This is a genomic window from Streptomyces sp. R-74717, assembly GCF_047305335.1.
Lineage (GTDB): Bacteria > Actinomycetota > Actinomycetes > Streptomycetales > Streptomycetaceae > Streptomyces > Streptomyces atratus.
The window spans coordinates 4,068,503-4,094,213 of sequence record NZ_CP102361.1 but is presented as its reverse complement, the minus strand read 5'-3'; the positions used below and the strand labels follow the sequence as shown (position 1 = coordinate 4,094,213).

20 protein-coding genes and 1 riboswitch are annotated in these 25,711 nt (G+C 71.3%); of the genes, 11 read left to right on the top strand and 9 right to left on the bottom strand.

Annotated features, from left to right (window positions below):
* Positions 1–15: 15 nt before the first annotated feature.
* Positions 16–1,845, top strand: coding sequence for a GMC oxidoreductase (locus tag NRF20_RS18400; protein WP_398631298.1), 1,830 nt, complete (start codon positions 16–18; stop codon positions 1,843–1,845).
* Between the two features lie 82 nt (positions 1,846–1,927).
* Here the strand turns inward: NRF20_RS18400 and NRF20_RS18395 are convergent, their stop codons facing one another.
* Positions 1,928–2,173: a hypothetical protein gene (locus tag NRF20_RS18395; RefSeq protein ID WP_413752921.1), complete on the bottom strand. Its 246-nt coding sequence runs from the start codon at positions 2,171–2,173 to the stop codon at positions 1,928–1,930.
* Between the two features lie 281 nt (positions 2,174–2,454).
* Between NRF20_RS18395 and NRF20_RS18390 the strand changes: the two genes are divergently transcribed.
* Entirely contained in the window at positions 2,455–4,173 is a 1,719-nt protein-coding gene (locus tag NRF20_RS18390) for a peptidase (protein ID WP_413752920.1), read from the top strand.
* Positions 4,174–4,598: 425 nt separating this feature from the next.
* Here NRF20_RS18390 and NRF20_RS18385 read toward each other — a convergent pair whose 3' ends face one another.
* The gene (locus NRF20_RS18385) at positions 4,599–4,931 is read right to left on the bottom strand and encodes a chorismate mutase (RefSeq protein ID WP_266358647.1); all 333 of its coding nucleotides are present in this window, start codon (positions 4,929–4,931) and stop codon (positions 4,599–4,601) included.
* A gap of 362 nt (positions 4,932–5,293) precedes the next feature.
* Here NRF20_RS18385 and guaA point away from each other — a divergent pair, with 362 nt between their 5' ends.
* From guaA to NRF20_RS18365, 4 genes are all read left to right on the top strand, one after another.
* Positions 5,294–6,892: a glutamine-hydrolyzing GMP synthase gene (guaA, locus tag NRF20_RS18380; RefSeq protein ID WP_266358646.1), complete on the top strand. Its 1,599-nt coding sequence runs from the start codon at positions 5,294–5,296 to the stop codon at positions 6,890–6,892.
* Positions 6,893–7,079: 187 nt separating this feature from the next.
* Positions 7,080–7,850 carry a class II aldolase/adducin family protein gene (locus tag NRF20_RS18375; protein ID WP_398631295.1) on the top strand — a complete coding sequence of 257 codons (771 nt, stop codon included), beginning with the start codon at positions 7,080–7,082 and terminating at the stop codon, positions 7,848–7,850.
* A gap of 113 nt (positions 7,851–7,963) precedes the next feature.
* Positions 7,964–9,232 carry a hypothetical protein gene (locus NRF20_RS18370; RefSeq protein ID WP_413752918.1) on the top strand — a complete coding sequence of 423 codons (1,269 nt, stop codon included), beginning with the start codon at positions 7,964–7,966 and terminating at the stop codon, positions 9,230–9,232.
* A 136-nt stretch (positions 9,233–9,368) separates the two neighbouring features.
* Complete coding sequence (locus NRF20_RS18365) at positions 9,369–9,878, top strand: DoxX family protein (protein ID WP_398631353.1); 510 nt, start codon at positions 9,369–9,371, stop codon at positions 9,876–9,878.
* A gap of 156 nt (positions 9,879–10,034) precedes the next feature.
* On the opposite strand, the gene NRF20_RS18360 is transcribed toward NRF20_RS18365, so the two are convergent.
* On the bottom strand, positions 10,035–11,372 hold the full coding sequence (locus tag NRF20_RS18360) for a PspC domain-containing protein (protein ID WP_413752917.1): 1,338 nt from the start codon (positions 11,370–11,372) through the stop codon (positions 10,035–10,037).
* A 237-nt stretch (positions 11,373–11,609) separates the two neighbouring features.
* Here NRF20_RS18360 and NRF20_RS18355 point away from each other — a divergent pair, with 237 nt between their 5' ends.
* Both NRF20_RS18355 and NRF20_RS18350 read left to right on the top strand, forming a co-directional pair.
* Positions 11,610–12,908: a PspC domain-containing protein gene (locus NRF20_RS18355; protein WP_398631292.1), complete on the top strand. Its 1,299-nt coding sequence runs from the start codon at positions 11,610–11,612 to the stop codon at positions 12,906–12,908.
* Positions 12,892–13,587, top strand: coding sequence for a LuxR C-terminal-related transcriptional regulator (locus tag NRF20_RS18350; protein WP_266358639.1), 696 nt, complete (start codon positions 12,892–12,894; stop codon positions 13,585–13,587). The genes NRF20_RS18355 and NRF20_RS18350 overlap by 17 nt, the downstream gene beginning before the upstream one ends.
* Before the next feature lies 1 nt (position 13,588).
* Here NRF20_RS18350 and NRF20_RS18345 read toward each other — a convergent pair whose 3' ends face one another.
* Both NRF20_RS18345 and NRF20_RS18340 read right to left on the bottom strand, forming a co-directional pair.
* On the bottom strand, positions 13,589–14,362 hold the full coding sequence (locus NRF20_RS18345) for a GNAT family N-acetyltransferase (RefSeq protein WP_398631291.1): 774 nt from the start codon (positions 14,360–14,362) through the stop codon (positions 13,589–13,591).
* 40 nt (positions 14,363–14,402) lie between these two features.
* Positions 14,403–15,449 carry an NlpC/P60 family protein gene (locus tag NRF20_RS18340; RefSeq protein ID WP_413752915.1) on the bottom strand — a complete coding sequence of 349 codons (1,047 nt, stop codon included), beginning with the start codon at positions 15,447–15,449 and terminating at the stop codon, positions 14,403–14,405.
* 352 nt (positions 15,450–15,801) lie between these two features.
* On the opposite strand from NRF20_RS18340, the gene NRF20_RS18335 reads away from it, so the two are divergent.
* Positions 15,802–16,155: a hypothetical protein gene (locus NRF20_RS18335; RefSeq protein ID WP_114246172.1), complete on the top strand. Its 354-nt coding sequence runs from the start codon at positions 15,802–15,804 to the stop codon at positions 16,153–16,155.
* Positions 16,156–16,236: 81 nt separating this feature from the next.
* On the opposite strand, the gene NRF20_RS18330 is transcribed toward NRF20_RS18335, so the two are convergent.
* A complete protein-coding gene (locus NRF20_RS18330; RefSeq protein WP_398631289.1) occupies positions 16,237–17,394 on the bottom strand; it encodes an NlpC/P60 family protein in 1,158 nt (385 codons plus the stop codon).
* Positions 17,393–17,558, bottom strand: a riboswitch (cyclic di-AMP (ydaO/yuaA leader). Its footprint overlaps the gene before it by 2 nt.
* Positions 17,559–17,815: 257 nt before the next feature.
* Between NRF20_RS18330 and pcrA the strand changes: the two genes are divergently transcribed.
* Entirely contained in the window at positions 17,816–20,254 is a 2,439-nt protein-coding gene (gene pcrA, locus NRF20_RS18325) for a DNA helicase PcrA (RefSeq protein ID WP_398631288.1), read from the top strand.
* A gap of 50 nt (positions 20,255–20,304) precedes the next feature.
* Here pcrA and NRF20_RS18320 read toward each other — a convergent pair whose 3' ends face one another.
* The gene (locus NRF20_RS18320) at positions 20,305–21,867 is read right to left on the bottom strand and encodes a M23 family metallopeptidase (protein ID WP_398631287.1); all 1,563 of its coding nucleotides are present in this window, start codon (positions 21,865–21,867) and stop codon (positions 20,305–20,307) included.
* A gap of 264 nt (positions 21,868–22,131) precedes the next feature.
* Entirely contained in the window at positions 22,132–23,013 is an 882-nt protein-coding gene (locus NRF20_RS18315) for an esterase/lipase family protein (RefSeq protein ID WP_398631286.1), read from the bottom strand.
* Between the two features lie 436 nt (positions 23,014–23,449).
* On the opposite strand from NRF20_RS18315, the gene NRF20_RS18310 reads away from it, so the two are divergent.
* A complete protein-coding gene (locus NRF20_RS18310; protein ID WP_398631285.1) occupies positions 23,450–23,863 on the top strand; it encodes a cobalamin B12-binding domain-containing protein in 414 nt (137 codons plus the stop codon).
* Positions 23,864–24,114: 251 nt separating this feature from the next.
* Here the strand turns inward: NRF20_RS18310 and NRF20_RS18305 are convergent, their stop codons facing one another.
* Positions 24,115–25,707, bottom strand: coding sequence for a DUF5691 domain-containing protein (locus tag NRF20_RS18305; protein ID WP_398631284.1), 1,593 nt, complete (start codon positions 25,705–25,707; stop codon positions 24,115–24,117).
* Positions 25,708–25,711: the final 4 nt, after the last annotated feature.

Below are 25,711 nucleotides of genomic sequence, written 5' to 3'. Positions count from 1 at the left end.
GTACCGAGGAGAGCCATGTCCCAGGACAGCCCTGCCCAGAATCAGGCCGGACCGGCCGGTGAGACCGACGACGACGCGGCGTACGACTACGACGTCCTGGTCGTCGGCTCGGGCTTCGGCGGTGCGGTGTCGGCCCTCCGGCTGACCGAGAAGGGGTACCGGGTCGGCGTCCTGGAGGCGGGCCGCCGCTTCGGCCCCGGCACCCTCCCCAAGAACTCCTGGGACATCAAGAACTACTTGTGGGCCCCCGCACTCGGGCTCTACGGCATCCAGCGCGTGCATCTGCTCGGCAATGTGATGGTGCTGGCCGGTGCGGGCGTCGGCGGTGGCTCGCTCAATTACGCCAACACGCTGTACGTACCCCCGGCGCCGTTCTTCGAGGACCGCCAGTGGGCGTCCATCACCGACTGGCAGGACGAGCTGAAGCCGTACTACGACCAGGCCAAACGGATGCTCGGGGTCCGGCTCAATCCGACGATGACCCCCTCCGACGTCCATCTGAAGGCGGCCGCGCAGGCCATGGGCGTCGGTGACACCTTCCATCTCGCCCCGGTCGGCGTCTTCTTCGGTGACGGCAAGGACGCCGACGGTACGGCGAGGGCGAAGCCCGGTGAGACGGTCGCCGACCCGTACTTCGGGGGTGCGGGTCCCGCCCGCAAGGCCTGCACCGAGTGCGGCGAATGCATGACGGGCTGCCGCCACGGCGCGAAGAACACCCTCAACGAGAACTACCTCCACCTCGCCGAGAAGGCCGGAGCCGTCATCCACCCGATGACCTCCGTCGTCGCGGTCACGGACGACCCGGAGGGCGGCTACCGCGTCACCACCGTCCCGACCGACCGCCGCAGGAAGGCGGAGCCCAAGCTGCTGCGCGCCCGCAAGGTGGTCGTCGCGGCGGGCACATACGGAACGCAGACCCTGCTGCACACCATGAAGGACCGAGGGCTGCTGCCCCGGCTCTCGGACCGGCTCGGCGAGCTGACCCGTACCAACTCCGAGGCGCTCGTCGGCTCGCAGACCAGCGACCGGCGCTACCGCAAGAAGCACGGCACCGCGAAGGCCGACTTCACCCAGGGCGTCGCGATCACCTCCTCGGTCCACCCCGACGAGAACACCCACATCGAGCCGGTCCGCTACGGCAAGGGCTCCAACGCGATGGGCGCGATGTCGATCCTCCAGGTGCCGTACGGCAGTCGCCGGGTGCTGGGCTGGCTCGGCAACGTGGCCAAGCACCCGACGCTCGCCGTGCGGTCGCTCTCCAACCGCCGCTGGTCGGAGCGGACCATCATCGGGCTCGTCATGCAGTCGCTGGACAACTCCCTGACGACGTACCGCAAGCCGGGCGGCATGGGGAAGGGCCTGCTCACCGCCCGGCAGGGGCACGGCACTCCCAACCCGACGCAGATCGAGGAGGCGACGCGCAGCGCCTCACTGCTCGCCGACGAGATCAACGGCTTCGCCGGCTCGAACGTCGGCGAGCTGATGGGCACCCCGCTCACGGCACACTTCCTCGGCGGCTGCCCCATCGGTGCGAGCGCCGAGGACGGGGTGATCGATCCGTACCACCGGCTCTACGGACACCCCGGCATCTCGGTGGTCGACGGTTCGGCGGTCTCCGCGAACCTCGGCGTCAACCCGTCGCTCACCATCACCGCACAGGCCGAGCGCGCGATGTCCTTCTGGCCCAACAAGGGCGAGGCGGACCCGCGTCCGGAGCAGGGCGAGGCGTACGAACGGCTGGCCGCGGTCGAGCCGCAGGCACCGGCGGTGCCGAAGGAGGCATTCGGTGCGCTGAAACTGCCGTTCCTCGGGCTGCCGACCGTCCCGCCGAAGAAGAAGTCGTAGCAGCCACAGCGAATCGGGACAGCAGAAGGGGCTGCACCCCCCTCCGAGTGCAGCCCCTCCATGCTTACGGTGACCAAACGCCTTACGCGCCGGTGTCACCGTTCCTGCGGCGCCGCACGATGAACATCGCGCCTGCGCCGAGCACTACGGCCGCGCCGCCCGCCGTGGCGAACACCGGCACAGCGGAGAGCGAACCCGTCTCCGCGCGTCTGCCGGAGACCAGGCCCGTCGGGTTGTCGGCCGGCTTCGCGGCCCGCGCAGCCAGGACCGCGGCAGGGGCGATCACTGCCGTGGCGGCGGTGAGCGCCATGGCGCCGCGAAGCTTCATGTGACCTCAGAAGTCCGGCGTACCGCTGTGAGCAGTACGGCTGTCGGGACGGGCCTGCCGTGCCGGGGCACGGGTGGGGCCGGTGGTTCCGCATGGTTGACCCGTGGCCCGCCGCAATGGTTGTCCGGATGCTCACAGAACCTTTATGTGATGCCGCTCACGTTTCCCTCCGTGCTCAATCCGTGACCTGAGGCCGCGCAACTGTTCACCGGGCCACGCGGTCGAACTCGTATCGCTGTCACAGCGGTCGCACCGCCCCCACCGACCTCAGAGAGTCCGCGATGAGAACCATTTCCCCGCGAGCCGCGCTGCGCCGCGCCGCCGGCGGTTTCGCCGCCGTCGGTCTGCTGGCCGCCGGCTCGCTCGCCCTCGGCACCCCCGCGCAGGCCGCCGGCCCGGAGCTGGTGATCGGCGGCCCCGCCGCGACCGCCCTGCACCCCTACCCGGCGAGCGGTCCGCCGCGGAAGTCGACGGTCGGGATCACGGTCGACAACCCGTCGCGGAACGGAGAGCCCGGCACCTTCGACGGGGACTTCACCGTGACCTTGGACCTGACCGGGATCGCGGGCATCGCCGATGCGGCCTTCGGCGAGACCGGCGGCGCGGACTGCGAGGTCACCGGCCCCACGGCCGTCTGTCGCGGCCATGACCTAGGGCCCGGCCTGAGCGCGCTCGCCGAACTCGACCTCTCCGCCGCCGAGGGCAGCCGCATCGGCGGCTCGGGCACCATCCGGGCCACCGGCAAGGCGGACGGGGCGACGTTCACCGCCTTCTCCACCGAGGTGGTCATCGGTGGCCCCGACCTGGTGATGGAGCGGCTCCCGCTGAAGCAGAATCTGAAGCCCGGCGAGACCCAGCCGGTCCCCGTCACCTTCACCAACAACGGCACACGGGCGGCCGACGGTGTCCTGCTCACCCTGATGTACACGCGGGGCCTGGACTTCATCGAGCGCTACGCGAACTGCGAGTACAGCGAGGGCGAAGCAGGCCGGGGCTTCCCCGCCGGAACCACCGCCCACTGCTCCGTCCCCGGCACGTACGAAGCGGGGGCGACCTACCGGCTCGCCGTACCGCTCTCCCTCAAGGCCACCGAGCACGCCTTCCACGACACATTCGTCTACCGCATCGACGAGGACGTACCGGGGCGGGGCGCGCACCGTTCAGCGGCGAGCGCCGGCGCGGGCAAGGGCGCCGCGCTCACCCTGAAGGAGGCCGCCACCGTACGGGGCGTGGACCTCGATCCCCGGGACAACCAGCAGGAGACCGACTTCGTCACCGCGAACTCCGCCGACTTCGTGGCCTACGGCACCCGGGCGCGGGGCGCCGCGGGCGAGACCGTCGCGGCCACGATCGGCTTCCGCAACAAGGGCCCGGCCTGGGTCGGCCACCCGAGATCCGGCGAACCCGTCGCCACGGTCGACTTCACCGTCCCCGAGGGCGCCTCGGTCACCGGCAGCCCCGCCGCCTGCCGTGGTGTGACGGCCGACGGTCAGTACCGCGAGAGCCGGAGCGGAGCGCCCCGCTATGTCTGCGACACACCCATGGCCGTACGGGACGGCGCCGACTTCGCCCTGCGCTTCCGTCTGAGGATCGACAAGGTGGTGACGGGAGCCTCCGGCGCGGTCACAGTACGCACCCCGCGCCTCGCCGAGTCCCCGAAGCTGCCTTTCGACCCGAAGCCGGGCAACAACACCGCACTGCTGGTCCTGAACAGCGACAACGGCGACGGCGGCTCCGGATCCACCGCCTCGGGCGGGGCCTCCGGCTCCGGATCGGCCGGCCCGGCCACCGCCGGCGGCCCGACCGGCGGCTCCGGCGCCACGTCCGACGGCTCGACCACCTCGGGAGCCGCAACGGGAGGTTCCACCACGGCCGGTTCCACCGGCGGCTCCCTGGCATCGACCGGCACCGTCGCGCTGCCGGTGGCCGCCGGTGCGGCGGTCGCACTCGCGGCGGGCGGCGTGCTGTACGCGACGGCTCGCCGCCGCCAGCGGGGCTGACGTCCGGCCGGGGACCGGGCAACAGAGGCGGCATGGGCAAGGGCCCTGTGGACCGGGAGGCGGTCCACAGGGCCCTGCGCGATCAGCACCTGGACGCGGCCTCGGTACCGAGCTGGACGGCTGCGCCCCGCGCAGACCGTTCGACCGGATACGGCCGGCTCCGGGCGTCCCCGGAGCCGGCCGTTCTTGGGGTGACCGGGCTGCTGTCCCCTGCCGACCGGTCACGCACGCTGGGGCGCGGTCCCACGGCGTACCTGCAGTACGCCACACGCTCCAGCGGAGCCACGCGTGGTTTCTTTCCAAAGCCGCCCCTGGCTGGCACGGACACCGGGACCAACGAAGCCACGGCGGACCCGGTCACGCGCCGTACGGGTGAGAGTCGGACCGAACTGGGATACGCCCGGGCACCTCCTGCCCGGGGGGTGTCAGGCCCGGCCGCGGCAGAGTTCGAGCAGCGTCATGGCGAGGGAGGTGCCGGGCTTGCCGAGCGCGTCCCGGTACTGGCCGAGGATCTCCATCTCGCGCGAGAGGTTGATCCGGCGGCCGCCGGAGGTGATCCGGGCCTCCTGGATGACCGCGGAGATGGCCATCCGCTCCTGGACGAGTCCGATGATCCGGTCGTCGAGGGCGTCGATGCGGGACCTCGCGTTGTCGATCAGCGCGGCGGCCTCATCGGTGTGCGCGCCGGTCTTCTCGGCGGTGGTCTTCGCAGTGCCGGTCTTCGCGGTGCTGCTCTGCACAGGGGCGGTGCTGGTCATGGTGGTGACTCCTCGTGGGGTGCGGCCCCCGAATCCGACCGGTCCGGAACGCCAGAACGCCCCGGGCCTTTCGGCCCGGGGCGCCTGGAACGTTGCTTGTCAGTGGATCAAGCAGCACGACCATGGCAGCCGGCGGGCCGGATGCCATAGGTAAAGACGAAGGTCGTGTGCTGTCGCATGGAACTCAGTATGGCCCTGCCTGTGCGGGCGGGCCAACACGGGGACCGGATGCTGAGACACCGCCCGGCCCCGGCCCGAGGCCTGCGCTTCCCGCAGCCCCGTCCGGGCGTGACGACGGCCGCCTCCGCAACCCCGGTAGAATCGACAAAACCGACCCCCTTTCACCGCCGGAAGGCCGCCCCGTGCCAGCAGCACCCCCCGCCGCCGCCCCCGACATCGCCACCGACGTGGTTCTCGTTGTCGACTTCGGGGCGCAGTATGCCCAGCTCATCGCCCGACGCGTCCGTGAGGCCCGGGTCTACAGCGAGATCGTCCCGTCCACGATGCCGGTGGCCGAGATGCTGGCCAAGAACCCCCGGGCGATCATCCTGTCCGGCGGCCCCTCCTCGGTGTACGCGGAGGGCGCACCTTCGCTCGACCGTGCAATCTTCGAGGCCGGGGTTCCGGTCTTCGGCATGTGCTACGGCTTCCAGCTGATGGCCACCACGCTCGGCGGCACCGTCGACGACAACGGTGCCCGGGAGTACGGCCGCACCCCGCTCGCCGTCTCCAAGACCGGCTCCACGCTCTTCGAGGGCACCCCCACCGAGCAGTCGGTCTGGATGTCGCACGGCGACGCCTGCTCCGCCGCCCCCGAGGGCTTCACCGTCACCGCGTCCACGGACGTCGTACCGGTCGCCGCCTTCGAGAACGACGAGAAGAAGCTCTACGGCGTCCAGTACCACCCCGAGGTCCTGCACTCCACGCACGGCCAGCAGGTCCTGGAGCACTTCCTCTACCGCGGCGCCGGCATCGAGCCGACCTGGACCACGACCAATGTGGTCGAGGAGCAGATCGCGCTGATCCGTGAGCAGGTCGGCACCAAGCGCGCCATCTGCGGCCTGTCCGGCGGCGTGGACTCCGCAGTCGCCGCAGCCCTCGTACAGAAGGCCATCGGCTCGCAGCTGACCTGCGTGTACGTCGACCACGGCCTGATGCGCAAGGACGAGACCGAGCAGGTCGAGAAGGACTTCGTGGCCGCGACCGGCGTCCAGCTGAAGGTCGTCGACGCCGAGGAGCGCTTCCTGAACGCGCTGGCCGGGGTCTCCGACCCCGAGCAGAAGCGGAAGATCATCGGCCGCGAGTTCATCCGTGTCTTCGAGCAGGCCCAGGCCGAGCTCGTCGCCGAGGCGGGCGCGGCCGGCGAGGACGTCGCCTTCCTCGTCCAGGGCACGCTCTACCCGGACGTCGTCGAGTCCGGCGGCGGCACCGGCACCGCCAACATCAAGTCCCACCACAATGTCGGCGGCCTCCCCGACGACATCGAGTTCCAGCTCGTCGAGCCGCTGCGCCAGCTGTTCAAGGACGAGGTCCGGATGGTCGGCCAGGAGCTCGGCCTGCCGGAGGAGATCGTCCAGCGCCAGCCGTTCCCCGGCCCGGGTCTCGGCATCCGTATCGTCGGCGAGGTCACCAAGGAGCGGCTCGACCTGCTCCGCGAGGCCGATGCCATCGCCCGCGAGGAGCTGACGGCGGCCGGCCTGGACCGCGACATCTGGCAGTGCCCGGTGGTCCTGCTCGCCGATGTCCGCTCGGTCGGCGTCCAGGGCGACGGCCGCACCTACGGTCACCCGATCGTCCTGCGCCCGGTCTCCTCCGAGGACGCCATGACGGCCGACTGGTCGCGTCTGCCGTACGAGACGCTCGCCAAGATCTCGACCCGCATCACCAACGAGGTCGCCGACGTCAACCGCGTCGTGCTCGACGTGACGAGCAAGCCGCCGGGCACCATCGAGTGGGAGTGACCTTCCCGACGGGCCCTGCCTGACACCCGGTCGACGCCGATGCCGTCGCTCATTCACCTGGGCGGCGGCATCGTCGCGTACCCGGACCCGTGCCCGTGCCCGAATCGAGTCCCGATGCCTCTGGCCACCTGCGGCAACCGGCGGTAACTTCCGATCCCGTACGCCCTGGGAGCCCCGAGGAGTCGCCATGCCCGAGCCCACACCCATACCTGTGGACCAGCTCCACTTCGCGATGCCGCCCGTCCACGAGTCGGTGGCCGACGAGCGCGCTTACCTCAAGGAACGACTGGCCGGGGCGCTCAGGCTGTTCGGGGAGTACGGGTACGAGGACGGCGTCTCCGGTCACATCACCGCGCGGGACCCGGAGTTCACCAACTGCTTCTGGGTCAACCCCTTCGGGGCCCCCTTCGACGGGCTCACGCCGGACGAGCTGATCCTGGTCAACGGGGAAGGACAGGTCGTCGAGGGGCGGCACCACGTCAATCAGGCGGCGTTCGCCGTCCATGCGCAGGTGCACCGGGCCCGTCCGGACGTCGTCGCCGTCGCGCACACCCACTCCGTGCACGGGCGGGCCCTGTCCGCGCTCGGTGAGCTCATCGAACCGATCACCCAGGAATGCTGTGCCTTCTACGAGGACCATGTCCTGTACGACGCGTACACCGGGGTCGTCGTGGACGAGGAGGAAGGGCGCCGGATCGCCGCCGCGCTCGGCGGCCACAAGGCGATCGTGCTGCGCAACCACGGGCTGCTGACCGTCGGCGACTCGGTGGACGCGGCCACCTGGTGGTTCATCGCGCTCGAACGCTCCTGCCAGGTGCAGCTGGCCGCACGGGCAGCCGGGAAGCCGGTGCTGATCGAGCACCGGGACGCGGTCACCACCCGTGAGCAGCTGGGCAGCGATCTGGTGGCCTGGATCAACTACCAGCCACTGTGGCGCCGGATCAGTCGCACATTCTGACGATACGCGCCGACGGGCCGCCCCGATGCGGGCCCGAGCCCTTCCGTACGGCACAATTCGCAGCAATCGCAGCCGAGTTGGCTGGACCGGGGCTTGAAAGGGCGGCGTTCTCCGTGGCGTTGGACGAGGCGAGGGCGAGCAGCACGCACGGCGGCGGCTGCACGTGCGGCGACTGCCCGCACGGGGCGCGCGAGGGCCACCGGCGTGCGGTGGCCGCCTTCCTGGCCAAGCGGGACGAACTCGCCGCAGGTCAGGGGCTGCCGCCCGGGGTCGCCCACTCCGCCTCCGCGACCCGCCAGTGGGTCTCGGACGAGCTGACCCAGTCCGCCAGGACCGTCGCCGAACGGGGCCGGGAGGCGGGCGACGCCTGGCTGTACCGGGTGTGGCGGCGCACCCTGATCGCGGTGTGGGGGAGCGTCGCCGTGCTGGTCGTCGCCGAGGCCGCCACCGCCATCGGTGCGGGCTGGACCAACGCCCGTACGGCCGGACTGGTCGCCGGACTCGTCACCGCGGGCCTGCTCACCGGCGCCGCCCATGTCCACCGGGCCCGCGGCGGCCTCCTCGCCCCGGTGATCGGCGAGGACAACCGGCTCTCCACCTCCCGGGCGGTCGCCGCGTCCTGGGTGCTGCTCGCTGTCTTCTCCGTACTCGTGCTGGCGCTCCAGCTGGCGGGCGCCTCCGGACACGCCGAGCGCGACGAGCTGATCGAGGGACTGGACCTGGCCAGGGGCGCCGGGGTGGTGACCGTGCTCGCGCTGGTGTGCGCCGTCGCCGTGGTCGTGCGCCGGGTGGTGACCATACGGGCGCTGTCCGGGCGGCTGCAGAAGCTGCGGGCCGACCGGCCGCGCGCCGCCGATCTGCTCACCGACGACTCCGGGCGGGGCAGCTTCACGGATGTGCAGTACGTACTGGTGAGCACCGTCGCCGTACTGTTCGCCGCGGTCCGCCTCGCCCGCAGGCCCGAGCAGCTGCCCGACCTGCCCTGGGGTCTGGCGCTGCTGGTCACCGTCTCGGCGCTCACGTACTTCGCAGGGAAGTACGCGGAGGGCGGGCGCCCTGTGGTGCTCTCGGTGGTCCGGGCCCGGGAGGCCGGGGACCTGGACGCGTCGATCCGTACCGGCGACGACATCGAGATCCGTGGTGCGGGCTTCGTGCCGCCCGGTGCCGGGGCGCCGGACCGGCTGGCCCGCATGGTCGTCCGGATCGGCCGGGTCCATGTGCATGTGCCGCTGATCCCGGTGACCGGCGGCTTCGCCAACCCGACCGACAGCGTGCTCACCGTGCCGGTACCGGTGGAGGTGGAACCGGGGCTGGTGGAGGTGCAGGTCGTGACCGCTGCCGGGGTGGAGACGAACCGGGTCGAGATCGATGTGACGGACTGACTGCCGCAGCCCGTGTCCGGCCGAGGGGTGACGGATACCGGCCGACCGGACGCCTCACCGGGTGAGCCGGGCGTCCACCGCGTACGTATGGTCTGTCGACGGGTCTACGGAAGGTTGGGGCAGCCACATGCAGGACATTCAGGGTTACGGCACGGCCGTACGCGGTCTGGGTGAGCCGAGAGGGCTCAAGGAGCTGGCGCGGGAGCATGCCCTGCTGCCGCTGCGGATCTTTCTCGGTGTCACCTTCATCTACGCCGGGCTCGACAAACTGACGGACAATTCCTTCTTCCGCGCGAGCGGTGCCGGCTCCATCGGCGAGATGATGCACGCGGTACGCGACTCGTCCGCGATCCCGGCCCTCGTCGATCTCGCGCTGAAGAACCCCGGCGCCTTCGGGTACGCCATCGCCATCGGTGAACTCGCCGTCGGCATCGGCACCCTCATCGGGCTGTGGGCACGGCTCGCCGCGCTCGGCGGGGCGCTGATCTCGCTGAGCCTGTGGCTGACCGTGAGCTGGCAGGTCAAGCCGTACTACTTCGGCAACGACCTGGCCTACCTCATGGCCTGGCTGCCGCTGCTGCTCGGCGGGGCCGCGGCGTTCTCCGTGGACGCCTTTCTCGCGTCACGACGGCGACGGATCGTGTAGTTCACCCAGGTCGCGGTGGCGGCCAGCCAGAGGCCGCCGAAGAACAGCGGGAAGAAGAAGACCCACGGGGCGTCCCAGACCCCCGCGGCGTCCGCCGCGTATCCCGCTGCCAGAGCGAGCATGACCAGGCCCGCCACCGCCCGCCCCGGACGGATCTCATGACGCAGCACGGGTGACCTCCACCTGTCCGATGCCGACTTCGAGAGTGAGCTCGACCGTGCCGGCCGGTTTGCTGCCCGGGGGTGGTGGAAGCGTCCTGCGCTCCTGCTGCGACGGGTTGACGTCCACATCGCGCTGCCGGCTGTCCGGCGCCTCGCCCGTTTGGTCGACCGGCAGTGTGATGTCGCCGAGGCCCGCCCGCGCGTCCACCTTCAGCGTCACCGCCTTCGGTACGACGACGACCGCGCGGCCCGCCCCGACGTTCACCCCCGTACGGACGGTGTCGCCCCGGGGGACCGTGATCTCGGTGAGGTCCAGCCGTGCCACCCCGGAGCCCAGTTCGTAATGCGGCCGGACCGCCGCCACCGAGGCCGGCTGCCAGCCCTCGCGCACCCACTGGGTGGTGATGTCCTTCGGCAGCGCGGACGCACCCGCCAGCAGGGCCGCCGTGATCATCGACAGCATGACCGTGCCGAACCCGGTCCGTCCCAGGAACGCACTGACCAGCATTCCGAGCCCGAACACCGCGAGCGCACCGGCCAGACCGATCTGCAGACTCGTGCCGAACGGATGGGAGTCCCAGCTCAGCCCCGTGCCCAGACCGCCCGCGATCAGCGCGAACAGGAATACGAGACCGCCGATCGAGGCCGGGCCCCGGGTACCGGCCTCCTGCGGTGGCGCGCGGAACGGGTCCTGAGGCGTCGCCCCCCGGGGGCGTACCGCCCGGCCGTCGAGCGCCGCATCGGCCGGACCCCACAGATAGCCGGGGCCCACCGGACCCGAGGTGCCGTCCTTGATGATCGGATCCCGCCACCACGACGGGCTGCCCGGCGACGGCGGAGCCTTCACTTCGGGCGGCGCGTCCGCCACCGCCTGCGCGGTCGCCGGATGCAGCGGGTCCTCGGGCGCCGCCGTCCTGCGGTTCTGCGTCCAGACGGCGAAGCCGACAACCGCGAGCGACAGCATCGCGGAGAACGCCAGCGTGCCGCCGTTGCCCAGCATGGAGAGGAACAGCCCGCAGCCGATCAGCGCGAGCAGCACCGCGATCAGCGAGGCACCCTCGACGCGGCCGGACAGCAGCCGGCGCGCCTCGTTCTCGTCCTCACTTTCCAGAGGGATCAGCAGCCAGGCGAAGCCGTAGAAGATCAGCCCGATGCCGCCGGTGACGGACAGCACACCGAGCACGATCCGGAAGATCACCGGATCGACGTCGCAGTACCGGCCGAGCCCGCCGCACACCCCGGCCACGACTTTGGGCCGCGGGCTGCGCCGCAGCTGCGGTCCCGGTCCGGCGGGCGGTGCGACACCGGGGGAGGCGTCCTGGGGAACGGTCATGGCTCCATGGTGACGGGCCCGGCGCCCGTCCGGGACCCGCACCGACCCTGGCCGATCCCTGATATTGGCCCGGCGGTCCCCTGGGGGGAGACAACCCGGTACCGGTCCGGTGGCCCTGAGGGAGGCGCTCCGGTACCGGCCCGGCGGCTCCTGCGGGAGGCGCCCCGCGCACACTCAGGGTCGAGTCGGGGGCGGACCCTGATGCCGTCGCCCGTACGGACATGTGACGATCGGGTCATGCCAGCCGCCACGCCCCGAGCCACAAGCTCTCTCAACGCCGACCCGGAGGAGCCATCACTGCGCAAGCTGTACCGCAGCGCCGACGGACGGCTGCTCGGCGGCGTCGCGCGCGGTCTCGCCGGGCATCTCGGTCTGCCCGTCGCCTGGGTGCGGTTCGTCTTCCTCGGTCTGTTCTTCGCCGACGGCCTCGGCGCGCTGCTCTACGCCGTGTTCTGGATCGTCGTCCCGCTCGGTGTCGGTGGTGTTGAGGCGCCGCGTTCCGTCTTCGAGACCGCCCCGGACGGCAGACGCCGGCTCCGTAAACCCGACAAGGGCCAGGTCTTCGCCCTCATTGCGCTGTTCATCGGCGCCATCATCTTCGTCGGCAACGTCGACATGGGCAGCAAGGCGGACCGCTACATCTGGCCCACACTGCTGATCGGCGCAGGTTCCGTACTGGTGTGGCGCCAGGCCGACAACGCCCGGCGCGCCCGCTGGATGGAGGTCGGCAGCCGCCGCCGGGTCCTGCATCTGGCCCGGGGGCTTGCCGGGGTGGCCCTGGTCGGCCTGGGCCTGGCCGTCTTCATGGTGGTACGCGGGTCCGCGGCCCAGCTCGGCAACGTCCTGACCGCCGCGATTGCCGTCCTCACCGGCATCGCGCTGCTGGCCGGCCCCTACCTCGTCCGCATGACGCAGGACCTCTCCGAGGAGCGCACGATGCGCATCAGGGCCCAGGAGCGCGCCGAGGTCGCCGCCCATGTCCATGACTCGGTGCTGCACACCCTCACCCTGATCCAGCGCAACGCGGAGGACGCGGGCGAGGTCCGCAGACTGGCCCGCGCCCAGGAGCGCGAACTGCGCAACTGGCTGTACAACCCCGAGGGCACCGGCAAGGACGAGGACGACGAACCCGGGACCCTCGCCGAGGCGGTCAAGCGCGCCGCCGCCGAGGTCGAGGACAAGCACGGCGTTCCGCTGGAGGTCGTCGTCGTCGGCGACTGCCCGCTGGACGAGAAGCTGGCCGCGCAGATGCAGGCCGCACGCGAGGCGATGGTCAACGCTGCCAAGTACGGTGGCGAGGGCGGCGCCGTGCAGGTCTACGCCGAGGTCGAGGGCCGCACGGTCTTCGTCTCGGTGCGCGACCGGGGCCCGGGATTCGATCTGGATTCCGTACCGGGGGACAGAATGGGCGTACGAGAATCAATCATCGGCCGGATGCAGCGCAACGGCGGTACGGCGCGGCTGCGTTCGGTGCCCGGCGGGGGCACGGAAGTCGAGCTGGAGATGGAGAGGGCGAGCGATGACCAAGACCACTGAGGCGACAGGGGGCCCGGAGCGCCGGGTACGGGTCGTGCTCGTCGACGACCACCGGATGTTCCGCACCGGTGTCCAGGCCGAGATCGGCCGCACCGAGGAGACGGGCGTCGAGGTGGTCGGAGAGGCCGCCGATGTCGACCAGGCGGTCACTGTCATCACGGCGGCCCGCCCCGAGGTCGTCCTCCTCGACGTCCATCTGCCCGGCGGCGGCGGCGTCGAGGTACTGCGCCGCTGCGCCCCGCTGATGGGCGCCGCCGAGAACCCGGTGCGGTTCCTGGCACTGTCCGTCTCGGACGCCGCCGAGGACGTCATCGGCGTCATCCGCGGCGGCGCCCGCGGCTATGTCACGAAGACCATCACCGGCACCGACCTGGTCGACTCGGTCTTCCGGGTCCAGGACGGCGACGCGGTGTTCTCGCCCCGGCTGGCCGGCTTCGTCCTCGACGCCTTCGCCTCCACGGACGCGCCGCCGGTCGACGAGGACCTGGACCGGCTCACGCAGCGCGAGCGCGAGGTGCTGCGGCTGATCGCCCGCGGCTATGCGTACAAGGAGATCGCCAAGCAGCTGTTCATCTCGGTGAAGACGGTCGAGTCGCATGTCTCGGCGGTGCTGCGGAAGCTCCAGCTGTCGAACCGGCACGAGTTGACCCGGTGGGCGACGGCGCGGCGGCTGGTCTGAGTCAGCCGGCCGTGGGGTCGGGGCCGAGCGAGATGTTCAGCTTCTCGCCGACCCGGCGGTAGCCGATCCCCGCGTAGATCCGCTCCACGTCCGCGTCGCCCGGCTCCAGCCACACCACCCGGCAGCCCCGCTCGAAGGCGGTCGCGGTCAGGTGGGCACAGAGCGCGGCGCCGATGCCGCGGCGGCGGAAGGTGTCGGCGACGGCGAGGCCGGCCAGTTCGGTGAGGCCGTCGACCGGGACCGAGCAGCCGCCCGCGCCCGCCGGGACGCCGTCGACCGTGGCGAGGGCCGCGACCCCGCCGCCCCCGGCCGCCGCGCGCAGCCAGGCAGCCTCGCCGCCCTCGGGCTCGCCGGTCCCGCCGTATCCGTGGTGCTGGACGAGCGCGGCGGCGTCGAACTCCGCGTCGGTGACCGGTTCGGCGATCGTGAGGGAGTCCACCGGCTTCGGCGGCAGCAGGTCGCCCGGGGCGCAGGCCAGGACCGGGGCCCGGTTCTCGACGGTGAACCCGGCGGCGAGCAGCGCGGGTTCGACCGCGGGTGCCCAGCCGGGCAGAAACTCCAGCCGCGGCATCCGGTCGTACTCGCAAAACGCCGCGATCAGGGCGTCGAGGTCCTCCGTCGTCGGCTCGGCGTCCCGGTCGGGTATCGCGTAATTGGCGTACTTGATCGACCAGTTCGGGTTGTACCGCACGGTGAAGGGGCCGACCCGGAGATGGTCGGGGGAGCGCAGGGCGAGCGTACGGGCATGGGTCTGGACCTCGACGTCCATGGGCATGTGCGGTTGTCCTCCGGCCGGTTGATCAGAAGTCGGGAGCCTATGCCACCCGGGTCGCTCCGGCGAAGGGCATCTGGTCGATCGGCGCGATCCGGACCGGCGCTCCCGGGCGCGGGGCGTGGATCATCTGGCCGTTGCCGATGTAGAGCCCGACGTGGCTGACGCCGGAGTAGAAGAACACCAGGTCGCCCGGGGCGAGTTCGGAGCGCGGGATGTGCCGGCCGGCGCTGATCTGGGTGTACGTGGTCCGGGGGAGCGAGACACCGGCGGAGCGCCAGGCGGCCTGGGTGAGCCCGGAGCAGTCGAACGAGGACGGGCCGGTCGCGCCCCAGACGTACGGCTTTCCGAGCGCCCCGTACGCGAACGCGATGGCCTCGGCGGCACGGGCGTTGGGAGCCTGGACGGGACCACGTGCGGTGCTGCGGTCGGCACGCTCGGCGGAGCGCGCGCTGTCCGAGCTCTCGTAGGCGGCGCGCTCGGCCGGGGACAGGGTGGCGAGGAGCCGCTGCGCATCGGCCAGTTTGGTCCTGATCGTCGCCTTGTGCTTCTTCAGCTCGGCCTGGCGGGATGCCAGCGCAGCCAGCTTTCCCCTGGCCTGCGAGCGCAGCTGGGCGATCCGGGCGACCTGCCGCTCCACCCCGTCGACCTCGGCGGCCTGGCGGTCGCCGATCCGGTCCACGTACGAGGCCCGCTCCAGGTACTGGTCGGGGTCGGAGGAGAGCGCCAGCTGTACGGCCGGGTCCAGGCCGCCGGTGCGGTACTGCGCGGCGGCGAGGGAACCCAGTGCGTTGCGCGAGGCGTTGAGGCGCTCGGTCCTGCGGGCCGCCTCGTCGCGCAGGGTGTCGACGGCATCGGCGGCGGCGGTCGCCTTCTCCTTCGTGCCGTTGTACTGCTCGGTGGCGGCTTCCGCGTCGTGGTACAGCCGGTCCACCTCCGCCCTGACCTGGGCGGGGGTGAGCTGGGGATCGGCGTGTGCGGAACCTGGCAGAGCGGCAGCGGTGGCGGCTCCGGCGATGGCGAGGGTGGCTGCGGTGCGGGCAGCAGAGCCGGTGTACGGGCGCTGCTTGGGTTTCCGGTGCGCTGCCACGGGGGCGTGCGTCCTTCCTGGCGACTGCCCGTCGGGGACTACCGGCGGGCCCGCCCGAGGTCCGGCGGCGGGTCGCCAACAGGGGGAGCGGCCCGCCGCCGGATCTCTCGGCGGGGTGACCGGTTCGCCGTCCGGGTGCGGAGCGGCGGTGAAGCCGGTCACCTGGGTAGGGACGCTAAACCCGGGGCGTGGGGAAGAGTCGTAATGACGCCTATTGCCCGAATTTGGCGCGGCGCTGTCGTCGATTGCTCGGAAAATTGCACCAGAGCCAGGCAATTGGTGCAGGCGCGAGTGAACAGGAAGTCGCACCTGCCTGCGGAGTGGTGATATGGCCGGGGCTAGGCTGCGGACCATGGACGTACTCATCAATGTCTTCGTCGCCCTGCACATCATCGGTATCGCCTCTCTGCTGGGCGGTTTCCTGACCCAGATGAAGGCGATGGGCGCGGGCACGGCCCGATTCGTCCCGGCGATGCTGCACGGCGCTCTGACGATGCTGGTCACCGGTGTCGCGCTGGTCGGGCTCAACGAGGCCGACGGCCACCACGTGAACAACATCAAGATCGGGGTCAAGTTGCTGCTCCTGGTCGTGATCCTCGCGCTCGTCTACGTCAAGCGGGACGAGGAGAAGGTCGACAAGGGCGCCTTCGCGGCGGTGGGCGGGCTGACGCTCGCCAACATCTTCATCGCCACGCTCTGGACCTGAGCCGGTCCGTGCCGCCCACGCTGCCGGACGGGCGTGGAATTCAAGCCCGTCCGGCAGCTGAAGGCATAAGGGCGTGAGCCGCTACGACGGCCGCACGCTGCCGTAGATCGGCATGTAGTAGATCGACTCCTCGCGCACGTTCGCCCCCGGCTTCGGCGCGTGGATCATCATTCCGTCGCCCTTGTAGATGCCGACGTGGCTGATGTCGTCGTAGAAGAAGACGAGGTCGCCCGGCTGCAGATCGGCCGTCGCGATCCGGGTGCCTGTCTTCACCTGGTCCCAGGTGGTGCGCGGGATGTCGACACCCGCGGCCTTCCAGGCGGCCTGGGTGAGTCCGGAGCAGTCGTACGAGGACGGGCCCGTCGCGCCCCATACGTACGGCTTGCCGATCTGGGCCGTGGCGAAGGCGAGGGCCTTCTCCGCCTTGGTGGTGGCGCTGCTGTCCGAGCCGGTTCCGGTGCCCGTGCCCGTACCGCTGCCGGATTCCGCCTCCTTCGCCGCTTCCGCGGCCTTGCGGTCCGCCTCCGCCTTGGCGGCGGCCTGCTGCCGCGCCAGCTCCTGCGCCTTGCGCTTGGCCTCCGCCTCCTTCTCGCGCTCCAGCGCCGCGAGCCGCGCCTTCTCCTCGGCGGTCAGTTTCGACAGCATCGCGCGCGCCTCGCCCAGCTTCTTCCGGACGTTCTGCTTGCTGGTGCGCAGCGTGCTCTGTGTCGAGGTCAGCGTCTCCAGGCTCTGCACTGCTTCGGCACGCTTCTTCGACGCCTTGGCCTGCTGCGTACGGAAGTCCGTGACTGCCTTCTGCTGCTGACCGGTCATCCGGCTCATCAGCTGGCTCTGGTCGAAGTACGACTGCGGGTCGTCGGCCAGGAAGAAGGTGGTGCTCGGCGCGATGGAGCCGGTGCGGTACTGCGCGGCCGCGTAGGCGCCGAGCGTCCTGCGGGCTTCGTTGAGCTTGTCGGCGCGCTCGGCCACGTCCTCCAGCAGGGCGTCGGCCTTGGCGCGCTGGGTGGCGGAGGCTTCCTTCGCCCGGTTGTACTGCTGGGTCGCGGTGCCCGCCTGCCGGTAGAGGTCGTCGACCTTCTTCTGGACGTTCTCGATGCTGGGCTTCGGGGCGGGGGCGGCCGTGGCGCTCTGTGTGGAGAGCAGGGTCACGGACGCCAGTGCCGCCGTGGTGAGCCCTACGGCCGGTGTGGTGGTGCGCACCCGGGTGCGCGGTTTGCGATGCGACGCCAAGGCCGGCATCTCCTTCCGTGGACCGCCTACCGGGTTAGCTGTCGGGTTCGGGCGGAACGGAAGGCTGCCCTACGGTCCGAGTGGGGGATAAGGACCGATTCACCCCGGTGCTGCGTGTGGGTCCCCGGCTCCGAACTCCCACGAGGGCAGGCCGGATTCGGCGCGGGCGCCCGCTCGGCGTGGTTCGCCTCAGGGGGTACGGGCCGCCCGGTCGAGCACGCTAGCCAACCCGTGGTGCTGCTGTGAAGGCCGATGTTCGATATGCCCGATACGTTTTCGTGACCTTGATGAAGTGGGGCGGCAAGGGCCGGCGAGGGCCCGAATTCCCTTACACGGAGTGGGTGGCTGCTGCCTTTGTGTGCCCGGCCGTCGGGTGCGGTTCGCCATGCGGCCGTCGTGTGTCGTTGCGGCGGCCTAGACTCGACAAGCGATGAGCAGCCTCTTTGACGACAGCTTCCTGGCCGGCCTCCAGCACTCGGAGGAAGAGCCCCCGCCGCCCCCCGAGGACTCCGCACCCGAAGCGGTGCCGGAGGACCTCTTCGCGGGCGTATTCGACGGGCCCCCGCCGCCCAGGGACGCGTACTACCGCGACGGCGCGCACCGCCCCGTCATCGACTCCGCGGCGCTCCTCGACGGGCTGAACACCGAGCAGCGCGCCGCCGTGGTCCACGCGGGCTCCCCGTTGCTCATTGTCGCCGGGGCGGGCTCCGGGAAGACCCGGGTGCTGACCCACCGGATCGCCCACCTCCTCGCCGAGCGCGGGGTGCACCCCGGCCAGATCCTGGCGATCACCTTCACCAACAAGGCCGCGGGCGAGATGAAGGAGCGCGTCGAGCAACTCGTCGGACCGCGCGCCAACGCCATGTGGGTCATGACGTTCCACAGCGCGTGCGTACGCATCCTGCGCCGCGAGTCGAAGAAGCTCGGCTTCACCTCGTCGTTCTCGATCTACGACGCCGCCGACTCCAAGCGACTGATGGCCCTGGTCTGCCGCGATCTCGACCTCGACCCGAAGCGCTTCCCGCCGAAGGCGTTCACGGCCAAGGTCTCCAACCTGAAGAACGAGCTGATCGACGAGGAGACCTTCGCAGGCCAGGCTGCGGACGGCTTCGAGAAGACCCTCGCCCAGGCCTACGCGATGTACCAGTCCCGGCTGCGCGAGGCCAACGCGCTGGACTTCGACGACATCATCATGACGACGGTCCATCTGCTCCAGGCCTTCCCCGACGTCGCCGAGCACTACCGCCGCCGCTTCCGGCACGTCCTGGTCGACGAGTACCAGGACACCAACCACGCCCAGTACACCCTCGTGCGCGAACTGGTCGGCCCGGCCGGCGAGGGCGACGCCCCCGCCGAGCTGTGCGTCGTCGGTGACGCGGACCAGTCGATCTACGCCTTCCGCGGCGCGACCATTCGCAACATCCTCCAGTTCGAGGAGGACTACCCGAACGCGACCACGATCCTCCTGGAGCAGAACTACCGCTCCACGCAGACGATCCTGTCCGCTGCCAACGCGGTCATCGAGCGCAACGAGAGCCGCCGCCCCAAGAACCTCTGGACGAACGCCGGCACGGGCGCCCGGATCACCGGCTATGTCGCCGACACCGAACACGACGAGGCGCAGTTCGTCGCCGACGAGATCGACCGGCTGACCGACGCGGGCGACGCCAAGGCGGGCGACGTCGCGATCTTCTACCGCACGAACGCGCAGTCCCGTGTCTTCGAAGAGATCTTCATTCGCGTCGGACTGCCCTACAAGGTCGTCGGCGGCGTGCGCTTCTACGAGCGCAAGGAGGTCCGGGACGTCCTGGCCTACCTCCGGGTCCTCGCCAACCCCGAGGACACCGTCCCGCTGCGCCGCATCCTCAATGTGCCCAAGCGCGGCATCGGCGACCGTGCCGAGGCGATGATCGACGCGCTCTCCATGCGCGAGAAGATCACCTTCCCGCAGGCGCTGCGCCGGGTCGACGAGGCGTACGGCATGGCGGCCCGGTCGGCCAACGCCGTCAAGCGGTTCAACACGCTGATGGAGGAGCTGCGCACGATCGTCGACTCCGGCGCGGGCCCGGCGGTGGTCCTGGAGGCAGTGCTGGAGCGCACCGGCTACCTCGCCGAGCTCCAGGCATCCACCGACCCGCAGGACGAGACCCGCATCGAGAACCTTCAGGAACTCGCCGCCGTCGCCCTCGAATTCGAGCAGGAGCGCGGGGAAGAGGAAGGCGCGGGCACGCTCGCCGAATTCCTGGAGAAGGTCGCGCTCGTCGCCGACTCCGACCAGATCCCCGACGAGGACGAGGACGGCTCCGGTGTCATCACGCTGATGACGCTGCACACCGCGAAGGGCCTCGAATTCCCGGTGGTCTTCCTGACCGGCATGGAGGACGGCGTCTTCCCGCACATGCGCGCGCTGGGACAGGTGAAGGAGCTGGAGGAGGAGCGGCGGCTCGCGTACGTCGGGATCACACGGGCCCGCGAGCGGCTCTATCTGACCCGGGCGGCGATGCGCAGTGCGTGGGGGCAGCCCTCGTACAACCCGCCGTCGCGGTTCCTCGAGGAGATCCCGGACCAGCACCTGGAGTGGAAGCGGACCGGGCCGATGTCGGCCCCGGCCGGACCGACATCGGGGATCACGTCGTCGCTGTCCTCGTCGCGCGCCCGGTCGGGCCCCTCCGGCTTCGCGACCCGGCGCACCTCGGACAAGCCGACGGTCACGCTGGTGGTCGGGGACCGGGTCACGCACGACCAGTTCGGGCTCGGCACGGTCACGGCGGTCGAGGGCGTCGGCGACCAGGCGAAGGCGACGGTCGACTTCGGGGACGAGCGGCCGAAGAAGCTGCTGCTGCGGTACGCGCCGGTCGAGAAGCTGTAGTCCGGTAGCCGGACAGGCGGCCGGGGCAGTCGCACCGGCCGCCGGGCGGCTCAGGTCGGGTCGAGGCCGTGGCTGCGGAGCCAGGGCAGCGGGTCTATTGCCGCTCCACCCCCGGGCCGTACCTCGAAGTGCAGGTGCGGGCCGGTGGAGTTCCCTGAATCCCCGGAGTACGCGATCACATCGCCGGCCTTCACCGGGCCGGAGCGGATCTTGGTGCTGCTGAGGTGGCAGTACCAGGTCTCGGTGCCGTCGGCCATGGTGACGATGGCCATGTTCCCGTAGGCGCTGTTCAGCTGGGTGCGTACGGTGCCGTCGGTCGCGGCCATCACGGGCGTGCCGTACGAGACGGGGAAGTCGATGCCCGTGTGCACGGACATCCAGTTGACGCCCGCCTGGCCGAAGGACGCGCTGAGGCCGTGCTGCGCGACCGGCAGGAGGAATTTGGGGCGCAGCGCCTCCTTGCGGGCGGCCGCTTCCTCGCGCTTCTTCTTCTCGGCGGCCTGCCGCTCCCTCAGGTCGATGCGTTCCTGGGTACGGCTGGCGCGGTCGGCGAAGTTCTCCGCGTCGGCGCTGAGGTTGGCGAGCTGGGTGTCCAGCTTGTTGTTGGCGGCGACCGGCTTGACGGAGCCGGGGTCGGCGGCCGCCATCGTGGTGTTGTTGTCCTTCTTGTCCTCGCCGCCCAGTCCGCTGACGGAAGCCGCGGCGATACCGGCCACGCTCATCACGCAGGCGGAGGGAACGGCGATGGTGAGCAGCGCGGAACGCTTTGCGGGGGAACGCCGCCGACTGCGACTGCCGCCGCCACCGCCGCGGGATGCGGGGCGGCTGATGGGGCGGTGGGCGTCGGGCGCCGCGGCATCGGCCGTGTCGTCGGCGGCGCCTTCGCGCACGTCGGTGTCGAAGTCGGCCTTTGCCCCCGTCTCCGTCTCCGCCCCCGTCTCCGGGAGGCTGAACTCGGCGGTGGGGTGGGGCTCGTACGGGTCGAAGGAGTCCTGGTCGGCATAGGACTCATACGACTGGTGCGCCTCTTGTGCTTCGTGTGCCTCGTGGGTCGCCGACGCCTCGTGCAACATCTGTGCGGTTTGCGTGGTTTGCTCGGTTTGCTGTTCCTGCTCGGGCGTGGCGCCGGTGTTCCAGGCGGTGGCGTCGTATGCGCCGGTGTCGTACGTGGCCGTGCCGGTCGTCGCCCACTGGCCGGTCTGGTACCAGCCGTTGGTGTCCCACTGGCCCGTGGCGTCCGGGGTGCCGCCCTGTGCCGGAATTTCGGCGAAGGTGGCGGTGGCGGCCGTGGTCGCTGCCGTGCCGTAGTCGGCTCCGGGCGTCCAGGTGGCTGTGGTGTCGTACGTCGGGCCCGCGGCGTACTGCTGCTGGGGATCCGCTGTGTACGGGGCGTAGGCGTCGTACGAGGTGGTGGCGTGTGCACCCGTGTCCCACTGCGTGGAGTCGTACTGGCCGCTGTACCCGGCCTGGCCGGCGTCGTAGCCGCTGCCGTACGTGCCGTCGCTGCTGCCGGGAAGGGAGCCGAAGAGCGGGTCGCTGTCGAAGCTGCCGGTGGCTTGGCTGTCGTATCCGGCGTATCCGGCGTACCCGGCGTGGGGGTGCTGGTCGTTCACCAACTTCTCTCTCGCCTCGGCAGCAGGACCTGTGGTCTGGGGTCCGGCGGAGGGATCCCAGGGGGAGCAATGGCCGCGACTGTACCCGGCGGTACGTGACGTCGACAATCTTCGGCAGGCTCGGGCGGCTCAGGAAACGGGCAATCGGCCGTCTTTCGACGGACTGCCTACACAGCCTTGGCTCTATGTTCGAAACGCGTTCTATTTTTGGAGCCTCCGGCGGGGTGAGGTGAGGTGAGGTGAGGTGAGGCCGGGCCGGTCCGGTCAAGCCACCGAAGCTGCTCCTGTGGCTCCCGTGGCTTCGATCATCGATTCGCGGGATTCCAGCGCCTGCCGGACCGCGGCGGCGACGGTGGGGTGCACCGGGAGCGCGAGATGGCCGATGCCGCTGACGCGTACGTTCAGCGCGTCGAGATCCGGATGGTCGATGCAGGCCGCCTCGGCCGGGACGATCACCCGGTCCAGCTCGCTCCAGAAGCTCACGAACCAGGTGCGGCAGCCGGGGGCCGGCCTGCGCAGTTCCTCGATCGGCTCGGAGCCCGTACGCATCTGGCGCACGATGGGGTGAGCGCTGGCCAGTGGGGCGACGGATGTGCCCCCGTGCGGTGTGCCGAGGGTGACCAGGGTGCGGACCCGCTGGTCACCGCCCAGCCGCTGTACGTAATAGCGGGCGATCAGGCCACCGAGGCTGTGCCCGACGATGTCGACCTGGTGGTGTCCGGTGCGGGCGCAGATCTCCTCGACGTGCCGCCCGAGCAGCTCGGCCGCCGTACGGATGTCGCAGGTCAGCGGCGAGTAGTTGAGCGACTCCAGATGGCGCCAGCCGTGCCGGGCGAGGGAGCGGCGGAGCAGGACGAAGACCGAGCGGTTGTCGATGAAGCCGTGCAGGAGCACGACGGGCGGCCGCTCGCCGCCCTCGGCGGGGAGGGCGGACGTCCCGGCCGGGGCGGTGGGGGGTGTGGTGGTCGGTTCGGCCGGGCGCTGCGGGGGCCGTCGCTCCCCGGCGATGCCGGTGGGGTACAGGAGCACATGCCCGGCGAGGACCACCAGCTCAAGTGCGGTGGCCTTGAGCAGCGCGGATGACAGCCGGGCGCAGCACAGACACGGCCGGCGCAGCGGTAGGGGAAGGAAAGGCAGGACCTTCATGGCCGACCTCCTGCTTCGGCAAGCGGGGAGGCGGCTCCGGTCCCCGTATGCCCTCATGGGGTGCCGTTGCGGAGGTACGGGCGGCCCGCCCGTACCATCCGGCCGGGGTTCGGCCCCGATTCGCAGGCCCCTGCTCGCCGGTGGTGACCGGCGAGCGATCGGCCGACGGGCCCGATGACGATGGGCCCGGCAGCCCGTACCACCGTGCCGCGCGGCTGGCGGCGCGGTGGTACGGCGACCTCTTGGCGGCTCCCCTGGCGGCCGGTCCCGCACGGCAGGTGTGCCGCGTCAAGCGGGAACGGTGCCCGGTGAACATGTCCCACGTGTGATTTCCCCCTCCCCGTCCACCGCGAAACGACGGGTTGCGGGATGCTGGCGATAACGTTCGTTCACATCCCCGGCCCTTCAGGCACGGGAGACGCATGTGGAGGCAGTGATGGGTGTGACCGGTCCGATCCGTGTGGTGGTGGCCAAGCCGGGCCTGGACGGCCATGATCGCGGGGCCAAGGTGATCGCGCGGGCGCTGCGCGACGCCGGTATGGAGGTCATCTACACCGGGCTCCACCAGACGCCCGAGCAGATCGTGGACACCGCGATCCAGGAGGACGCCGACGCGATCGGCCTCTCGATCCTCTCCGGTGCGCACAACACGCTGTTCGCCAAGGTGATCGAGCTGCTGAAGGAGCGCGAGGCGGAGGACATCAAGGTCTTCGGCGGCGGCATCATCCCGGAGGCGGACATCGCACCGCTGAAGGACAAGGGCGTCGCGGAGATCTTCACCCCGGGTGCGACGACGGCGTCGATCGTCGACTGGGTCAACGCGAATGTCCGCCACCACGCGGAAGCCTGACTCCTCTCCACCGCAAGGCAGCGGGCCGACAGGCCCGCCTGCCCGTGGCGGTGTGCCGGGTGACGGCTGGGCGGGGGGTGGCCGGCGGGGGCCGCTTGCCGCCCCGGGCCCCGGCCCCTGCCGGACACTCCGGCCCCACTCGGGCCCCGGTCCCTCCGGGCCCCCGCCCGGGCCCAGGCGCCCGGCCCTCCCCCCGCCCAGGCGCCCGGTTCCCGCCTATTCCTCTCGGGCCGGAGTCCGCCGCTCCCCCCTCAGCCCGGTATCAGTTCCAGGTCCATCGCCGAGCGCAGCCGCAGCGTGGAGACCAGCCGTTGGAATGCCTCCGACCAGTAGCCGTTCGCGCCCGGTGCGGCGTCCTCCGGTTCGTCCGGGGTGGTGGTGAGGACCTCCAGGCGGTCCGCCTCGGCCGGGTTCAGGCAGCGCTCGGCGAGGCCCATCACGCCGCTGAAACTCCAGGGATAGCTGCCCGCGTCCCGGGCGATGTCCAGGGCGTCGACGACCGAGCGGCCGAGTGGTTCGGCCCAGGGTGTCGGGCAGACCCCCAGCAACTGGAAGGCCTCCGACAGTCCGTGCGCCGCAATGAAGTCGGCCACCCATTCGGCCCGTTCGGCTGCGGGAAGTATGGCGAGCAGTTTCGACCGCTCGGCGAGCGACGCCGTACCGGGGCCGTTCGACGGGGGGACGGACGGGGCGCCGAGCAGCGCGCGGGCCCACTCCGGATCCCGCTGCCGCACTGCTGCCCGGCACCATGCCGCGTGCAGTTCCTCGGCCCAGCCGTCGGCCACCGGCAGGCCGACGATCTCCTGTGCGGCGCGGCCACCGAACCGCACCGGCCAGGTGGCGAGGGGGGTCGCCTCCACCAACTGGCCGAGCCACCACGACCGTTCGCCCCGCCCGGACGGCGGCACCGCCACCACGCCGTCGCGCTCCATCGCCGCATCGCATTCGTGCGGGGCCTCCACGGCGACGGAGGCCTCGTCGCCGGTGAGGTCCGGGCTCACACAGGACATCGCGCGGCCCGCCATCCGTTCGGCGAACGCCGACTCCGGCAGCGCCGACAGCAGTTCGGCAGCAGTCGAGCGGACATTGCGACTGCGGTCGGAGAGCGCCTGTTCCAGGAAGGTCTCGTCCACTCCGGACAGTCCGGTGCGCAGTGAGTCGAGGAACATCAGCCGGTCCTCGGCGCGCTCGGTGGTCCATGTGGTGGCGAGCAGCGCGAGCGCTTCAGCGGGATCGTGTGCCCGTACGTCCCCGAGCAGGGTGACCCGTTCGGCGAACAGGCCCTCCTCCCACAGCCGGGCGACCGCTTCCGGCTCCGTGACGTCCGGCAGCAACGAGCCGCCGGACGAGCCGCGCAGCGCGAACTTCCACTCGGGGTTCAGCCCGGCCAGCCACAGCCCGCGCGGCCCGGCGAAGGCCAGGGCCTGCGGCCGCAGGTCGGTACGGGACCTGGCCGCGTCCAGCAGAGGCGGGAGCAGCGCGGCCGGGGCCCGGTAGCCGTGCTGATTGGCGGTGGCCAGCCACTGCGGGATCAGCTCCGTGAGATCAGGAGCCGTACCCCGCCGGCCGCCCGAGCCGCCCGGCGCCGACCGGTCCGCGAGCAGCTGGGCGAGCCTGCGCCGCGCGGCCGGGGGCAGTGGCGGCCGCGGGTCGGCGGGCGCAGGCTCGGGCCGGGCGGCCGCGGAGGCGGGCAGCAGCCCCGCTCTGCGTTGCACGGTGTGGAGCGCCGCCGCATCCAGAAGTCCGCCCGGTCCGCCGCCTCCCTCGGCCGGGCGGCGGTCGGTGCCGAGAAGCGCCGAGGTGACGAGCTCTTCCCAGGGCGCGGGTGTGACGGTGCGAGGCATTGGT

Coding starts and splice junctions, on each gene's coding strand:
- NRF20_RS18400 (WP_398631298.1), top strand. CDS start 16: ATGTCCCAGGACAGCCCTGCCCAGAATCAGGCCGGACCGGCCGGTGAG.
- NRF20_RS18345 (WP_398631291.1), bottom strand. CDS start 14,362: ATGCCCATGGACGTCGAGGTCCAGACCCATGCCCGTACGCTCGCCCTG.
- NRF20_RS18395 (WP_413752921.1), bottom strand. CDS start 2,173: ATGAAGCTTCGCGGCGCCATGGCGCTCACCGCCGCCACGGCAGTGATC.
- pcrA (WP_398631288.1), top strand. CDS start 17,816: ATGAGCAGCCTCTTTGACGACAGCTTCCTGGCCGGCCTCCAGCACTCG.
- NRF20_RS18305 (WP_398631284.1), bottom strand. CDS start 25,707: ATGCCTCGCACCGTCACACCCGCGCCCTGGGAAGAGCTCGTCACCTCG.
- NRF20_RS18355 (WP_398631292.1), top strand. CDS start 11,610: ATGCCAGCCGCCACGCCCCGAGCCACAAGCTCTCTCAACGCCGACCCG.
- NRF20_RS18335 (WP_114246172.1), top strand. CDS start 15,802: ATGGACGTACTCATCAATGTCTTCGTCGCCCTGCACATCATCGGTATC.
- NRF20_RS18310 (WP_398631285.1), top strand. CDS start 23,450: ATGGGTGTGACCGGTCCGATCCGTGTGGTGGTGGCCAAGCCGGGCCTG.
- NRF20_RS18390 (WP_413752920.1), top strand. CDS start 2,455: ATGAGAACCATTTCCCCGCGAGCCGCGCTGCGCCGCGCCGCCGGCGGT.
- NRF20_RS18385 (WP_266358647.1), bottom strand. CDS start 4,931: ATGACCAGCACCGCCCCTGTGCAGAGCAGCACCGCGAAGACCGGCACT.
- NRF20_RS18375 (WP_398631295.1), top strand. CDS start 7,080: ATGCCCGAGCCCACACCCATACCTGTGGACCAGCTCCACTTCGCGATG.
- NRF20_RS18330 (WP_398631289.1), bottom strand. CDS start 17,394: ATGCCGGCCTTGGCGTCGCATCGCAAACCGCGCACCCGGGTGCGCACC.
- NRF20_RS18360 (WP_413752917.1), bottom strand. CDS start 11,372: ATGACCGTTCCCCAGGACGCCTCCCCCGGTGTCGCACCGCCCGCCGGA.
- NRF20_RS18315 (WP_398631286.1), bottom strand. CDS start 23,013: ATGAAGGTCCTGCCTTTCCTTCCCCTACCGCTGCGCCGGCCGTGTCTG.
- NRF20_RS18350 (WP_266358639.1), top strand. CDS start 12,892: ATGACCAAGACCACTGAGGCGACAGGGGGCCCGGAGCGCCGGGTACGG.